Origin of the sequence: Amycolatopsis plumensis, assembly GCF_042652605.1 — a bacterium.
Taxonomy (GTDB): Bacteria; Actinomycetota; Actinomycetes; order Mycobacteriales; family Pseudonocardiaceae; genus Amycolatopsis; species Amycolatopsis plumensis.
On record NZ_JBHSJY010000001.1, the window covers coordinates 6,051,014 to 6,065,054 of the forward strand.

The 14,041-nt window shown below is 71.7% G+C and carries 12 protein-coding genes; 9 read left to right on the forward strand and 3 right to left on the reverse strand.

Annotated elements, in window-relative coordinates; translation table 11 throughout:
* The first annotated feature begins 2 nt into the window (after positions 1-2).
* Together ACFPLC_RS29585 and ACFPLC_RS29590 are read left to right on the forward strand one after the other, a co-directional pair.
* Positions 3-4,460, forward strand: coding sequence for a coiled-coil domain-containing protein (locus ACFPLC_RS29585; RefSeq protein ID WP_378190781.1), 4,458 nt, complete (start codon positions 3-5; stop codon positions 4,458-4,460).
* 37 nt (positions 4,461-4,497) lie between these two features.
* Positions 4,498-5,283, forward strand: a complete 786-nt coding sequence (locus ACFPLC_RS29590) for a TIGR03620 family F420-dependent LLM class oxidoreductase (RefSeq protein WP_378190779.1) — start codon at positions 4,498-4,500, stop codon at positions 5,281-5,283.
* On the opposite strand, the gene ACFPLC_RS29595 is transcribed toward ACFPLC_RS29590, so the two are convergent.
* Entirely contained in the window at positions 5,280-5,762 is a 483-nt protein-coding gene (locus ACFPLC_RS29595; protein ID WP_378190778.1) for a YybH family protein, read from the reverse strand. The two genes, ACFPLC_RS29590 and ACFPLC_RS29595, sit on opposite strands and share 4 nt — an antisense overlap.
* Positions 5,763-5,797: 35 nt before the next feature.
* Between ACFPLC_RS29595 and ACFPLC_RS29600 the strand changes: the two genes are divergently transcribed.
* On the forward strand, positions 5,798-6,142 hold the full coding sequence (locus ACFPLC_RS29600) for an ArsR/SmtB family transcription factor (protein WP_378190776.1): 345 nt from the start codon (positions 5,798-5,800) through the stop codon (positions 6,140-6,142).
* Here ACFPLC_RS29600 and ACFPLC_RS29605 read toward each other — a convergent pair.
* Positions 6,123-6,767, reverse strand: a complete 645-nt coding sequence (locus tag ACFPLC_RS29605) for a LysE family translocator (RefSeq protein ID WP_378190773.1) — start codon at positions 6,765-6,767, stop codon at positions 6,123-6,125. The genes ACFPLC_RS29600 and ACFPLC_RS29605 overlap by 20 nt on opposite strands.
* A gap of 72 nt (positions 6,768-6,839) precedes the next feature.
* On the opposite strand from ACFPLC_RS29605, the gene ACFPLC_RS29610 reads away from it, so the two are divergent.
* The 6 genes from ACFPLC_RS29610 (at position 6,840) to ACFPLC_RS29635 (ending at position 12,251) form a co-directional block, all read left to right on the forward strand.
* On the forward strand, positions 6,840-8,036 hold the full coding sequence (locus ACFPLC_RS29610; protein ID WP_378190771.1) for a winged helix DNA-binding domain-containing protein: 1,197 nt from the start codon (positions 6,840-6,842) through the stop codon (positions 8,034-8,036).
* 395 nt (positions 8,037-8,431) lie between these two features.
* Positions 8,432-9,436 carry a type I glyceraldehyde-3-phosphate dehydrogenase gene (gene gap, locus ACFPLC_RS29615; RefSeq protein ID WP_091308527.1) on the forward strand — a complete coding sequence of 335 codons (1,005 nt, stop codon included), beginning with the start codon at positions 8,432-8,434 and terminating at the stop codon, positions 9,434-9,436.
* A gap of 5 nt (positions 9,437-9,441) precedes the next feature.
* The gene (locus ACFPLC_RS29620; RefSeq protein ID WP_378190769.1) at positions 9,442-10,656 is read left to right on the forward strand and encodes a phosphoglycerate kinase; all 1,215 of its coding nucleotides are present in this window, start codon (positions 9,442-9,444) and stop codon (positions 10,654-10,656) included.
* Positions 10,656-11,441 (forward strand): triose-phosphate isomerase, encoded by a 786-nt coding sequence (gene tpiA, locus ACFPLC_RS29625; protein ID WP_378190766.1) that lies wholly within the window; start codon positions 10,656-10,658, stop codon positions 11,439-11,441. The genes ACFPLC_RS29620 and tpiA overlap by 1 nt, the downstream gene beginning before the upstream one ends.
* Positions 11,442-11,568: 127 nt before the next feature.
* Entirely contained in the window at positions 11,569-11,799 is a 231-nt protein-coding gene (gene secG, locus ACFPLC_RS29630; RefSeq protein WP_003071471.1) for a preprotein translocase subunit SecG, read from the forward strand.
* A gap of 107 nt (positions 11,800-11,906) precedes the next feature.
* Complete coding sequence (locus tag ACFPLC_RS29635) at positions 11,907-12,251, forward strand: RNA polymerase-binding protein RbpA (RefSeq protein ID WP_043788280.1); 345 nt, start codon at positions 11,907-11,909, stop codon at positions 12,249-12,251.
* Between the two features lie 463 nt (positions 12,252-12,714).
* Here ACFPLC_RS29635 and ACFPLC_RS29640 read toward each other — a convergent pair whose 3' ends face one another.
* Complete coding sequence (locus ACFPLC_RS29640) at positions 12,715-13,914, reverse strand: sensor histidine kinase (RefSeq protein WP_378190763.1); 1,200 nt, start codon at positions 13,912-13,914, stop codon at positions 12,715-12,717.
* Between the last annotated feature and the right edge of the window lie 127 nt (positions 13,915-14,041).

Here is a 14,041-nt window from a genome sequence, read left to right on the forward strand (position 1 = left end):
CGATGTACGAGCTTTCGCGGGTCCGCCTGCATTCGGTGGGCCCGGCGGGTGCCCGCTACCAGGACGTCGTGCTCGACTTCAGCGGGGTCGGCGCCAAGATCACCGCGCCCCAGCAGGACGCGCTGTTCAGCGCGGGCATCCACGCGACCGGCCCGGCCGAGCTGCGCCGCCCGTCGCCGGCGAGCGTGCTGTTCCTGGAGAACGGCGGCGGCAAGTCCGTGCTCATCAAGCTGATCTTCTCGGTGATGCTGCCCGGCCGCCGCCAGGTGGTGGGCACGACGAGCACGAAGGTCCTCGAGAAGTTCGTCGCCGCCAAGGACGTTTCGCACGTCGTGCTGGAGTGGCTGCACGTCGAAAGCGGCCACCGGATCATCACCGGCAAGGTGTCGGAGTGGCGCGGGCACGTCGTGTCCGCCGACTCCGAGAACCTGGTCGACTCCTGGTACTGCTTCCGGCCGACCGCGGCGCTGGGGCTCGATTCACTGCCGATGACCCAGGACGGCCGGCTGCTCACCATGTCCGGCTTCCACGACAAGCTCACCGCGGCCCAGCTCGCCGAACCCGAGCTGGAGCTGTCCTGGACCCGCCGTCACCACGAGTGGACCGGCCGCCTCGACGGCCTCGGCCTCGACACCGAGCTGTTCCGCTACCAGCGCGCGATGAACGCCGGCGAAGGCGAGGCGGCGGACGCGTTCGCCTTCGGCACCGACGACGCGTTCGTCGAGTTCCTGCTGCGCGCGGTCATCTCGGAAGAGGAGCCGAAGGACCTCGCCGAGGTCGTCGCGACCTACGCCCACAACCTGGCCCAGCGCGGGGATCTGCTGTCCGAGCGCGACTTCGTGGCGGGTGCGCTCGACCTGCTGGGCCCGCTGGCCGCCGAAGAAGGTGTCGCCGCGGAGTCGCGGAAGATCGCCGAGTCCGCGAAGGCCGACATGGCTTCGCTGGCGGCCCGCGTGGTCGCGCGCAACGAACTCGAGAACGCGCGGCTGTCCGGGCTCGAGGACCACGTCACCGAGGTCAAGTCTGCGGAGAAGCTCGCCGAGGGCGACCACCGGCGGCTCGCCGCGGCCGTCACGGAGCTGCGCCGCCTGGTCGCGGTGCTGCGGCTGGACGAGGCCCAGGAGGCCCGCAAGCGCGTCGACGCCGAGCTCGCTCAGGCGAAGACCGAAGCGGAGGCCTGGCGCGAGACGGCGACCGTGCTCCACTCCCTGAACGCGGCCCGCAAGGCGAAGGACCTGCGCGAGCTCGTCGGCAGCCGCGAGGAGAAGGCCCGTCCCGCCCTGAAGGCGCGCAACGACGCCGCTTCGGCGCTCGCCCGCGGGTTGCACGCGCTCGCGCAGGACGCCCAGCGGCAGGCCGACAAGGCCGAAGCGCACGCGGGTGCGTTGCGTGCCGAAGCCGAGAAGGCGCAGACCGAGCGTGACGAAGCCGCGAATCTCGCGGCCGCGCGCCGGGCCGAAGCCCTCGGGCTGACCACGCGGATCACCGAACTGCGCGAAGAGGTCCAGGCCGCCGTCCGCGCCGGGTTGCTGCCCGCGGGCGCCGACGTCGCCGAAGCGTCGCGGGCCGCGCGCGCCGCGGCCGAGCAGGCCGCTGCGGAACTGACCCGCCGCGAGCAGGAACTCGACCGCGTCGGCGCGGATCTGCAGGCGGCGCAGCGGGCCGTGAACGAGGCGCACCAGCTCGCGGGCACCACCCAGGACCGCCTGGAACGCGCCACCGAGGACCTCGACCGCGCCCACCGCCGGACCGACGCGCTCGCCGCCGAAAGCCGCCTGGTCGAGCTGCTCGGCGCGGACGACGTCAACCTGGAGAGCGACCTTCCGGTGCTGCTGGAACGGCTGCGCGAGGCGAGCGCGGCCGTCGAGAAGGAGCAGACCGCGCTGCGGATGGAGGAGTCCGCCGACGAGCGGGCCCTGGCCGCGCTCGGCTCCGGCGGGCTGCTGCCGCCGCCCGAAGACGTCCAGGCCGCCCTGGACGCACTGGAGGAGGCCGGGATCACCGCGTGGTCCGGCTGGCGCTATCTGTCCAAACTGGACGCTCCGCGGCGCGCCGAGGTGCTGGAAACCCTGCCGCAGCTGGTGTCCGGCGTGCTGCTGAACGACGCCGCGCACGCCGATCGCGCCCGCGAAGTGCTGACGAAGCGCCGCCTCCTCCCCAGCTCCATCATCGCCGTCGGCACCACCGAGGCGGCACTTTCACGTGAAAGTGCCGCCCCCGGCGTCGAGTTCCTCGTGCCGCCGAACCCCGCGATGTACGACGAAGAAGCCGCCGACGCCGAGCGGGAAGCTGTCGCCCGGCGGCACACCGAGCGGCAGCGGCGGCTCGAAGCGTTGTCCGCCAAGCTGTCCGCGGACGGCGCCTTGACGTGGAAACTGACGACCTGGCGCGAGGACTACCCGGCCGGCGCCGTCGCCACCCTGGCCGAGCAGGCCCAGGCCGCCCGGACCGCGGGGGAGACCGCCCGGACCGCGCTGGCGCAGGCCGAGGCGGAATTCGCGCGGCTGAGCGAAAAAGCCGCGTCGCTGCGCGAGCGCGTCCCCGAGCTGCGGGCGGCCGCCGCCGAGGCCGAGGAGAAGGCCCGGCGGCTCGGCGAGCTGGGCGTGCGCAGCGCGCGGATCGCCGAGTGGACCGAAGAAGCCGAGCGCGCCACCGAGATCGCCGAGCGCGCCGACCTGCAGGCGTCCGACGCGGCGGGCAAGGCCGCCCGGCTGCGCGAGCAGGCGGGGGAGGAGCAGCGCACCGCCGACGGCCACCGCCGGACCGCGACCACCGCGCGCGCCGAGCTGGCCGAGGTGCCGGGTGCGGCCGACGCCGCCGAAGGCCCGGCGCCCAGCGAACCGGTCGACGCCCTGCGCCGGACCTACCTGTCGGCGTCGGAGTCGTACGCGAAGGTCGAGGTCGGCAGCGACCTGCGGAGCGAGCTGGAGCAGGCGGAATCCGCCGAAGCGGCGGCCGGCTCGGCCGTCGAGTCCCTCGACGAAGCCGTCCGGGCCCGCGCGGCCGAGCTGCTGGAGACGCCCGACGGCTCCGACGCGTCGGCGCGGGCGGCCGCGCTGGCCCGCGCCCGCCGGGTCGTCGACGGCCTGGAGGAAGAGCGCACCGAAGCGATCGGGCTCGTCTCGACGCGGCGCGCCGAACTGGACGCCCTGCCGCTGCAGAACGGCGTCAACGGCGAGAAGCCGCGGGACATCGAGCACGGCCTGGAGCTGATCGACGCGGCCGGGCTGGAGGCGTCGGCGGCGGCGCGGAAGTGGGAGGAGCTGCAGGAACGCCGGGCGGCGGCGGAGGCCACGCTGGAGTCCGCTCGCAGTTCCGCCTCGGGCTTCTCCCTGCTCGCCGAGTCGATGGCGCACCTGGTCACCGACCCGGACGCCGCGGCCTACGACGGCGACGTCGACACCGCACGCGCCCAGCACGCGCGGCTGAACGCCACGTTGGGGCAGGCGCAGGAAGCCGCCGACGCCGGCGACCGGCGGGTGCGCGCGGCCGCGGACCAGCTGGCGCAGTACGCGACGGAGAAGCGGTTCGAGAAGCTGAGCACGCCGGTGCGGCAGCAGGTCATCTCGGTCAAGCGCGACCAGCTCCCGGCGCACGCCGCCGAGTGGGCCGAAGCGCTGCGGCCGCGGCTGCGGTCCCTGACCGACGACCTCGCGCAGATCGACCGGCACCGCGGCGGCATCATCACCCGCCTGCAGGGCATGGTCGACGGCGCACTCCGGACGTTGCGCTCGGCCCAGCGCGTCTCGCGCCTGCCGGACGGGCTCGGCGACTGGTCCGGGCAGGAGTTCCTCCGCATCCGCTTCACCGAGCTGGAGGACAACGCGCTCACCGAGAAGCTCGGCGAAGTCGTCGACGAGGCCGCCGTGGGCAAGACGGCGGACGGCCGGGACGTCAAGCGCGACGGGCTTTCTCTCGTGCTGCGCGGGGTGCGCGCCGCGGCGCCCAAGGGGTTCCGCGTCGACATGCTCAAGCCGGACTCGGTGCTGCGCACCGAACGCCAGCGCGTCTCGGAGACCCGCGACGTGTTCTCCGGTGGCCAGCAGCTGACCGCGGCGATCATCCTGTACTGCACCCTCGCCGCGCTACGGGCCAACAACCGCGGCAAGGCCCGCAACCGGCACTCGGGCGTGCTGTTCCTGGACAACCCGATCGGCCGCGCGTCGGCGGGGTACCTCCTGGAACTGCAGCGGGCCGTGGCCGAGGCGCTGGGCGTGCAGCTGATCTACACGACGGGCCTGTTCGACGCGGGCGCGCTGTCGGAGTTCCCGCTCATCGTGCGGCTGCGCAACGACGCCGACCTGCGGGCGGGCCGGAAGTACCTGTCGGTGGACTCGACGATCCGCAATTCCCTGGAGGACCTGGGCGAGCCCGACGGCGTCGCGCGGCTGTCGGCGACCCGGATGTTCACCCGGGCCGCCGAAGACGCCGATTCCGCCGAGGACGAACAACCGGCGTGACGGGAACAACTTCCGGGGTTCCGTGGTTGCCGGGCGCATGACGAAACTGGGGCCGCTGGGAGCCACCCACACCGCACTGGACACCGACACGGCCGTGGCGGCCGAGCTCGAAGAACTGGGCTACGACACGCTCTGGCTGGCCGGCGGGCAGGGCAACAACCTGCCGCGCATCACCGAGGTCGTCCGCGGAACTTCGCGGATCCAGGTGGCGAGCGGGATCCTCTCGGTCGACCGGGTGCCGTCGGCGTCCGTGGCGTCGGCGTACGCCGAGCTGCCGACCGGCCGGTTCGTGGTCGGGCTGGGCGGGGCGCACGGCCCGCGGCCGCTGGCCACGCTCGGCGACTACCTCGACGAGATCGAGGACGTCGTCCCGCGGTCCGCGCGAATCCTGTCGGCGCTCGGCCCGCGGATGCTCGAGCTGGCGCGCGATCGCGCGTCGGGCGCGTACCCGTACCTGGTGACGACGGACTACGTCGCCTCGGCGCGCGAAATCCTGGGCCCGGACCGGCAGCTGGCGGTGCTGCTCAGCGTGGTCGCGGAGACCGACGTGGCTCGCGTGCGCGAGGCAGTGCGCGGCGGGTCGCTGGGCTTCCTGGCCGGAATGCCCGGCTACGCGGCCAACTTCCGGCGGATGGGCTTCACCGACGCGGACATCGCGGACCTGTCGGACCGGCTCGTCGACGGCCTCACCGTGTGGGGCGGCTTCGACGCGGTCGTCGCGCGGCTGCGGGAGTACCGGGCCGCGGGCGCCGACCAGGTCGTCGTCCCGCTCGACGGCCTGCCGCGCGAGTGGTGGCCGGACCTGGTGAAGGCGCTGGCCTAACCGCGGATCGCCTGCTGGTAGGCGGCGAGCGCGCCGGCGTCGTCGATGCTGCCGTGGTGGTGGACCTGCACCCAGCGGCCATCTTCGTAGGCGAAAAAGCGCGTCGTGCGGATGCTCAGCGGCACGGTTTCGGTCACGCGGTATTCGCCGGTCTCGCGGCCGGCGAACACCGCGTGGCTCTCGCCGGAGTACTCGACGATGTCGCCGAAGGTGACCGTGACGCGGGCCGGGCCGTGGAAGACGCGGTCGTACAGCTCGGTGATCGCTTCGCCGCCGCGGAGGATGCCGCCGAGCGGGTTGTTCAGCTGGGCCAGCGGATCGGCCGTCCAGACCCGGCGGAACGCGTCGAGATCGCGCTGGTTAAAGGCGTAGTAGAACGATTCGAGGGCGGCCAGGGCTCCTTCGCGGCCGGGCTCGGCGGCTTCGTCGAGCCGGTTGCGTGCGTCCGGTCCGAACGTCGTGTCGAGGTGTCGCGGCACGGTTGCTCCTAGAGTGTTCGACGGAGGTCGACCAGATGAGTGTACGACAGTCATCGAACACCGCGCGGGCGCGTGGGCTCACCCACGTCATCCCGGAACAGGTCTCGTTGCAGGACGCCCTGGCCGCGGTGGCCGATCCGGTGCGCCGCAGCATCCTGCGCGAACTGGCGGCCGTGCCGGAGTGGACGAAGGCGTGCGGCACGTTCGACCTGCCGGTGGCCAAGGCGACCCGCAGCCACCACTTCGCCGTGCTGCGCGCGGCGGGCCTGATCGAACAGCGCGACGAAGGCCCGCGGCGGCTCAACCGGCTGCGGCGTCCCGAATTCGACGCCGCCTTTCCCGGGTTGCTCGACCTGGTGCTCAGTCACCCCGGCCCGTGAACGCGAGGCCGGTGCCCAGGCCGATCATCACGAGACCGCCGGTGCCGCCGACGAGTTCCAGGCGCTTCGGCGAGCGGGCGAACCACGCGCGGGCCGTGCCGGCGACAAGCGCCCACGCGCTGTCGGTGGCCAGCGCGATCGCCGGCAGGCAGAGCCCGAGGACGAGCATCTGGGCGGGCACCGAGCTGGCGGCGGGGTCGACGAACTGCGGCAGCAACGCGGCCAGGAAGACGATCGACTTCGGGTTCGCGAAGCCGACGACGAAGCCGTCGCGCAGCACGGTCAGCACGCGTCCGGGCGTGGCGCGGACCTTCGCGGCCATCGCATCGGTCAGCTTCCGGCGGTGGCGCACGGCCTGGATCCCCAGGTACACCAGGTAGAGCGCGCCGGCGACCTTGATCGCGGTGAACACCGCCGCGGACGTCGTCACCAGGGCGCCGAGGCCGAAGGCGACCGCGACGACCTGCGTGTACACGCCCGCGGAGTTGCCCACGACGGTGAGCAGCGCGTCGCGCCGCCCGACGGTGAGCGCGCGGCTGATCGTGAACAGGACGCTCGGCCCGGGGACCACGACCATGAGGAACGTCAGCGCGGCGAAGGCCGCCAAGTGCGTGCCGGAGACCATTTGCCGAGGCTATCGCCTGGTCGGGGCGGATGACCAGGCGTTTTTGTCGGTGCCCGGTGGTAGGAAAAACGGGTGTCTTCGAAGATCAGCCGTCTTGAGATCAGCACCGACCAGCGCCGGGCCCGCCTCGCCGTCCGGCACCACCTGGCCGCGCCCGCGGCCACGGTGGCCGAAGCCGTCGCCGGGGTCGTGGCGCTGCACGCCACCGACCCGGCGACCGTCCACCTGTCCGCGTCCGCCCGGCTCGCCGCCCCGGCGGTTTCCGCGGTGGAGCAAGCACTCTACGAAGACCGGACCTTGCTGCGGCTACTGGGCATGCGCCGCACGGTGTTCGTCACGGACCTGGACACGGCGGCGCTGGTGCAGGCGGGCTGCTCGGCGGACATCCTCGTGAAGCAGCGGAAACTGCTCGAACAGCACCTCGGGCAGCAGGGCCACCCGGAGAACGTGCCGGAGCCGGCCGCGTGGCTGAAGAACGTCGAGGCGTCGGTCGAGGCGGCCCTGCGCGCCCGCGGTTCGGCGACGGCCCAGCAGCTGAGCGAGGACGAGCCCCGCCTGCGCCAGCAACTGCGGATGGCGGCGGGCAAGCCGTACGAGGCGATCGGCAACGTGACCAGCCGGGTGCTGTTCCTGCTGGCGGCGGGCGGCCGGATCGCGCGTGGCCGTCCCCGCGGCAGCTGGCTGTCGAGCCAGTACGTGTGGCACCCCCTCGACGAGTGGGTTCCCGGCGGGCTGCGGGAGTGGAGCCCGGAGGAGGCCCGCGTGGAGCTGGCCCGCCGGTGGCTGCGCGCGTACGGCCCGGCGCCGGTGTCGGACCTGCGGTGGTGGACGGGCTGGACGGCGGGCCAGGCGAAGAAGGCCCTCGCCGCCCTGGACCCGGTGGAGGTCGACCTCGACGGCGTGCCGGGGATGGTGCTGCCGGACGACGTCGATCCGGTGCCGTCGCCGCCGCCGTGGGTGGCGTTCCTGCCCGCGCTGGACCCGACCCCGATGGGCTGGCAGGACCGGGACTGGTTCCTCGGCCCCCACCGGGCGGCGTTGTTCGACCGCAGCGGCAACATCGGCCCGACGGTCTGGGCCTCCGGAAGGGTGGTCGGCGGCTGGGCCCAGCGCGCCTCGGGGGAGGTGGTGTTCCGGCTGCTGGAGGACGTGGGCTCGGAGGTGCAGGCGGCGGTGTCGGCGGAGGCGGAGAAGTGCGCGAAGTGGTTCGGCGAGGTCCGGGTGATCCCGCGGTTCCGGACGCCGCTAGAGCGGGAGCTGGCGGGATGAAGCGTGCGGAGGTGTCGCTGGATCGGTCGAGTCATCGACTTCACTCGCGGTCCCGTGGACCGCTCCGGCACCCGCCGGGGAGACCCGGAGGGCTGAATCGTTCCAGCGTCGATTCGCCGCTCTCCGCAGGTCGGTCCGGTGAAGTCGGCGCACCTGCGTTGATCAGCCGGAACCGGTCCCACCGCCCGGACCCGCGACCCCCTCCGGTCCGTCGTGGTCCACCCGGTCGAAACGCTCCGGAGCGGCTTCGCTTCTTAATCGATTCTTGACCCGTTCGCCAAGTGGTGGAAGTCTCGTCAGGGCAGTCAGGGACGCGCATGCCCGCACGCTAGGGTGGCCGCGAGCCCGCAAGTCACGGCCGGTCGTCCCGGCCGATCCTCAGAGGAGTGGCAGCAGTGACCGTTCGCGTAGGTGTCAACGGCTTCGGCCGCATCGGCCGCAACTTCTTCCGCGCCGTGCAGGCCAGCGGCCAGGACATCGAGGTCGTGGCCTTCAACGACCTCGGCGACGTCGCCACCATGGCCCACCTGCTGAAGTACGACTCCATCCTGGGCCGGTTCCCGGGTGAGGTCAGCGTCAGCGACGAGGGCATCGTCGTCGACGGCAAGACCATCAAGGCCCTCGCCGAGCGCGACCCGGCCAACCTGCCGTGGGGCGAGCTGAACGTCGACGTCGTCCTCGAGTCGACCGGCTTCTTCACCAACGCCGACGCCGCCAAGGCGCACATCGCCGGTGGCGCCAAGAAGGTCATCATCTCCGCGCCGGCCAAGGGCGAGGACCTGACCATCGTGCTCGGCGTCAACGACGACAAGTACGACGGCTCGCAGGTCATCATCTCGAACGCGTCCTGCACCACCAACTGCCTCGGCCCGCTGGCCAAGGTCCTCAACGACGCCTTCGGCATCGAGCAGGGCCTGATGACCACGGTCCACGCGTACACCCAGGACCAGAACCTGCAGGACGCCCCGCACAAGGACCTGCGCCGCGCCCGCGCCGCCGCCCTGAGCGTCGTCCCGACCTCGACCGGTGCCGCCAAGGCCATCGGCCTCGTCCTGCCGGAGCTGCAGGGCAAGCTGGACGGCTACGCGCTGCGCGTCCCGGTCCCGACCGGCTCGGCCACCGACCTCACCGTCACGCTGTCCAAGGCCGCCACGGTCGAGGAGATCAACGCCGCCTACAAGGCCGCCGCCGAGGGTCCCCTCGCCGGCATCCTGCGCTACTCGGACGACCCGATCGTCTCGGCCGACATCGTCACCGACCCGGCGTCCTGCATCTACGACGCGCCGCTGACCAAGGTCATCGGCAACCAGGTCAAGGTCGTCGGCTGGTACGACAACGAGTGGGGCTACTCCAACCGCCTCGCCGACCTGGTCAAGCTCGTCGGTTCGAAGCTGTCCTGAACCCGATGAGCGTCAAGAACCTCGACGACCTGCTGGGCGAGGGCGTTCAGGGCCGGTACGTGCTCGTGCGGTCCGACCTGAACGTCCCGCTCGACGGGGACCGCATCACCGACGACGGCCGGGTCCGCGCCGCGCTGCCGACGATCAAGAAGCTCGCCGACGCGGGCGCGAAGGTCGTCGTCACCGCGCACCTCGGCCGTCCGAAGGGCGAGCCGGACGCGAAGTACACCCTCGCGCCCGTCGCGAAGCGGCTTTCGGAGCTGCTCGGCGCCGAGGTCGCGCTGGCCGGTGACCTGGTCGGCGAGTCCGCCAAGGCGCTGACCGGCGGCCTGGCCGACGGCAGTGTCGTCCTGCTCGAGAACGTGCGCTTCGACGCGCGCGAGACCAGCAAGGACGCCGTGGACCGCTCCGAGCTGGCCGCCGAGCTGGGCGCGCTCGTCCCGGGCGGCGCGTTCGTCTCCGACGGCTTCGGCGTCGTCCACCGCAAGCAGGCCTCGGTTTACGAGGTCGCGTCGGTGCTGCCGGCGTACGCGGGCGGCCTGGTGCTGGCCGAGCTGGACGTGCTGAAGAAGCTGACCGACGACGTCCAGCGGCCGTACGTGGTCGTGCTCGGCGGCGCGAAGGTGTCCGACAAGCTCGGCGTCATCGCGAACCTGCTGACCAAGGTCGACCGGCTGCTCATCGGCGGTGGCATGGCGTACACCTTCCTCAAGGCCCAGGGCCACGAGGTCGGCCAGTCGCTGCTGCAGGCCGACCAGCTCGACCAGGTCAAGGGCTTCCTCGCCGAGGCCGAGAAGCGCGGCGTCGAACTGGTGCTGCCGGTCGATGTGCTGGCCGCGACCGAGTTCGCCGCCGACGCGGAGAACGAGGTCGTCGACGCGACCGCGATCCCGGCCGACCGCCAGGGGCTGGACATCGGCCCGCGTTCGCGTGAGCTGTTCGCGAGCAAGCTGGCCGACGCCAAGACCGTGTTCTGGAACGGCCCGATGGGCGTGTTCGAGTTCGAGGCGTTCTCGGGCGGCACGCGCGCCGTGGCCGAGGCGCTGGTGAAGAGCGACGCGTTCACCGTGGTCGGCGGCGGCGACTCGGCGGCCGCGGTGCGGCAGCTGGGCCTGCCCGAGGACGGCTTCTCGCACATCTCCACCGGTGGCGGGGCCTCCCTGGAGTACCTCGAGGGCAAGGAACTGCCGGGCGTGACCGCTTTGGAGGAGAAGAACTAGTGGCACGCAAGCCGTTCATCGCCGGCAACTGGAAGATGAACCAGAACCACCTCGAGGCGATCGCGCTCGTCCAGAAGATCGCGTTCGCGCTGCCGGCGAAGTACTACGCGAAGGTCGACGTGGCGGTGCTGCCGCCGTTCACCGACATCCGCAGCGTGCAGACCCTGGTCGACGGCGACAAGCTGTCGCTCACCTACGGCGCGCAGGACCTCGCGCCGCAGGACTCCGGCGCCTACACCGGCGACATCTCGGGTCCGATGCTGGCCAAGCTGGGCTGCAAGTTCGTCACGGTCGGGCACTCGGAGCGGCGCGAATACCACGCCGAGTCCGACGAACTGGTCAACAAGAAGGTCAAGGCCGCGCTCAAGCACGGCATCACGCCGATCCTCTGCATCGGGGAGAAGCTCGAGGTCCGCGAGGCCGGCGAGCACATCCACCACACCACGACGCAGCTGATCGAGGGCCTGAAGGGCCTCAAGGCCGAGCAGGTCAAAGACGTGGTGATCGCGTACGAGCCGGTCTGGGCGATCGGCACCGGCAAGGTCGCGTCGTCCGCGGACGCCGAAGAGGTCTGCAAGGCCATCCGCGCGACCCTCCAGGAGAAGTACGGCGACGAGGTCGCTTCGTCCGTCCGGGTGCTCTACGGGGGATCGGTCAAATCGGGCAACATCGGCGAGCTGGTGGCCTGCGAGAACATCGACGGTGCCCTGGTCGGCGGAGCGAGCCTCGACGGCGAGGAGTTCACGAAACTCTGCGCACTCGCCGCGGGCGGGCCGCTGCCCTGATCGAGGCCACGACCGGGTAGCCTGTGTATCCGGTCCGTCACACAGCAGTGGACGAGTCCAGGGGTACGGTGGTGGTCGGAAACGACCATGCCGTACCCCTGCATTCTCCTAGAGCCCAGAGGATGACATGAAGCTGTTCCTGCAAATCCTGTTGATCGTCTCCAGCGTCCTGCTGGTGGTCGCCGTGCTGCTGCACCGTGGCCGGGGCGGTGGCCTGTCGTCGCTGTTCGGCGGTGGGATGCAGTCGAGCCTGGCCGGGTCGAGCGTGGCCGAGAAGAACCTCGACCGGATCACCCTGCTGCTGGGCGCGGTCTGGCTGATCAGCATCGTGGGCCTGGGTCTGCTGCTCAAGGTGTGAGGCGTCCGGCGTTCCGTCGTCGGCCGCGACCGGGTCGAGACGGCGGGGCGCAGCGATTCGGCGTGCCTATTGGGGGGCGCGCCGCCGATTCCTAGGTGTGAGGATTCATGGTTGGCGGTAACGCGATTCGGGGCACCCGGGTGGGTGCCGGTCCTACGGGCGAATCGGAACGGGGAGAGTCGGCGCCGCGCCGCCGCATCTCCTACTGGTGTGCCAACGGGCACGAGGCCCGGCCGTCGTTCGCGCTCGACGCGGAGATTCCCGACGAGTGGGACTGCCCCCGCTGCGGGCTCCCGGGTGGGCAGGACGAGAAGAACCCCCCGGCCGCGCCGCGGACCGAGCCGTACAAGACTCACCTGGCCTACGTGAAGGAGCGGCGCAGCGACGCCGACGGCGAGGCCATCCTGGCGGAGGCGCTCGACCGCCTGCGCAAGCGCCGGGAAATCCTCTAGCGGTTCCTGCTGGAAGCCACCCCGAGGGATGCGGACCCCCTCGAGGTGGCTTTTCGCGCGCTCAACCAGGCCCGACCCGTGCTTCTCGAGGCATCACGCGTGTCCAGCGAGGCATCACGCGTGCTCCCCGGGGCATCACGCGTGACTGAACGGGCATCACCGCGATGCCCCTCTGATCACGCGAGATGCCCGGCCAATCACGCGAGATGCCTCTGCAGTCACGCGAGATGCCCGGCCAATCACGCGAGATGCCTCTGCAGTCACGCGAGATGCGCCGCCAGTCACGCGAGATGGCTCTGCGGGCACCGCCGTCCGGTGCTGAGCAGCCCCCGATTTCCACGCTATCGGCACCCACCGACAATTTCCGGTCCGGAGAAGCCGCGAGCGGAAGATTCCGGTCGCGGCATCCGGCGATCCGGAAGTGTCGGTGGTCGCCGGTAAGCTGGATACCGGGGGCCGGAGGTCAGCGGTCCAGCGGATATCGCGCCCGCACCCGGAAGCCGCCGTCCTCGGTTCCCGAGGTCTCGAAGCTTCCGCCCAGGAGGCGGGCCCGCTCGGCCAGCCCCGTCAAGCCGTGGCCGCCCGAGGGCAATCCCTCCGCCGGGCGGTTCGCCCGCTCGTTGCGGACTTCGATCTTGAGCGCGCCGTGCTCACCCTGGATGCGGATGGTCGCCGTCGCGCCCGGGGCGTGTTTGTGGACGTTGGTCAAGCACTCCTGCACCGTCCGGTACGCCGCCGCCGACACCTGGTTGGGCAGGGCCTCCGGCAGGTGCTCCACCGACAGGTGCACCGGCACCTCCGACGTGCGGATCAGCCGGTCGAGGTCGTTGATGCCCGGGCGCGGGCCGTCGTCGTCCGGGCCCGCGCGCAGCACGCTCAGCAGTGAACGCAGCTCCTCCAGGGTCCGCTTGGACAACGTGCGGATGACCTGCGCGGTCTCCTGCGCGCGGTCGTCGGTCGTCTGGGCCTGCAGCGCGCCGGCCTGCATGGCGATCAGCGTGATCTGGTGGGAGACGACGTCGTGCATTTCGCGGGCCAGCCGGGCGCGCTCCTCGGCGCGGACGGCGTCGGCGTGGAAACGGCGCTCGCGGTCGCGGCTCGTGGCCAGCTCCGCCAGCTTGTTCGAAACCTCGGTGCGCGCGCCGATGAGCAGGCCGATCGCGATCGGCATGCCGGCGACCAGGACGCCGTAGATGCCGTCGAGGATGTGCTCGCGCCAGCTCAGCTCGGCGAAGTCCTCCAGCGGCCACTGCACGAACCGGCACGTCCACACCAGCGCCGCGCCGACCCAGGTCTGCCAGTGCAGCTGACGGCGGGTGGCGAGCATGCCGAGGGTGATCATCGACGCGAGCTGGGCCCAGCCGGCCAGGAAGCCGGGGACCGCGACGAGCACGGCGAGGAACGGGAACTTCCGCCGGAACACGACCGCGAGGCAGGCCGCGCCGGAGAGCCAGATGGAGTACGGCTGGGCCTTCTCGGGAATGACCAGCCAGACGTCGAGCACGGCCAGGATGACCGCGGCCGCCTCGATGGCGAACGTGACCACAGCGGGGCGGGGCACCGAGCCGAACAGGCTCACCCCGCGCTTGCGGACCCGCTCGGCGGCCGATGGCCCCGAGCCGGCGATCGAGATGCCTGGAATCGAGAGTCCCTCTGTACTCATCGCTGGCGACCCCATTCGTCTTGTGGACTTGTTGGTGAGAGGCGCTCAGGGCCCGATCGGGACGCGCAGCGGCCGACAAATGTGCGGATGCTAACGAGGTGGCCTACGGAGACGGTTAGTTTCACCC

Coding starts and splice junctions, on each gene's coding strand:
- ACFPLC_RS29585 (WP_378190781.1), top strand. CDS start 3: ATGTACGAGCTTTCGCGGGTCCGCCTGCATTCGGTGGGCCCGGCGGGT.
- ACFPLC_RS29590 (WP_378190779.1), top strand. CDS start 4,498: ATGACGAAACTGGGGCCGCTGGGAGCCACCCACACCGCACTGGACACC.
- ACFPLC_RS29600 (WP_378190776.1), top strand. CDS start 5,798: ATGAGTGTACGACAGTCATCGAACACCGCGCGGGCGCGTGGGCTCACC.
- ACFPLC_RS29605 (WP_378190773.1), bottom strand. CDS start 6,767: ATGGTCTCCGGCACGCACTTGGCGGCCTTCGCCGCGCTGACGTTCCTC.
- ACFPLC_RS29620 (WP_378190769.1), top strand. CDS start 9,442: ATGAGCGTCAAGAACCTCGACGACCTGCTGGGCGAGGGCGTTCAGGGC.
- secG (WP_003071471.1), top strand. CDS start 11,569: ATGAAGCTGTTCCTGCAAATCCTGTTGATCGTCTCCAGCGTCCTGCTG.
- ACFPLC_RS29635 (WP_043788280.1), top strand. CDS start 11,907: ATGGTTGGCGGTAACGCGATTCGGGGCACCCGGGTGGGTGCCGGTCCT.
- ACFPLC_RS29640 (WP_378190763.1), bottom strand. CDS start 13,914: ATGAGTACAGAGGGACTCTCGATTCCAGGCATCTCGATCGCCGGCTCG.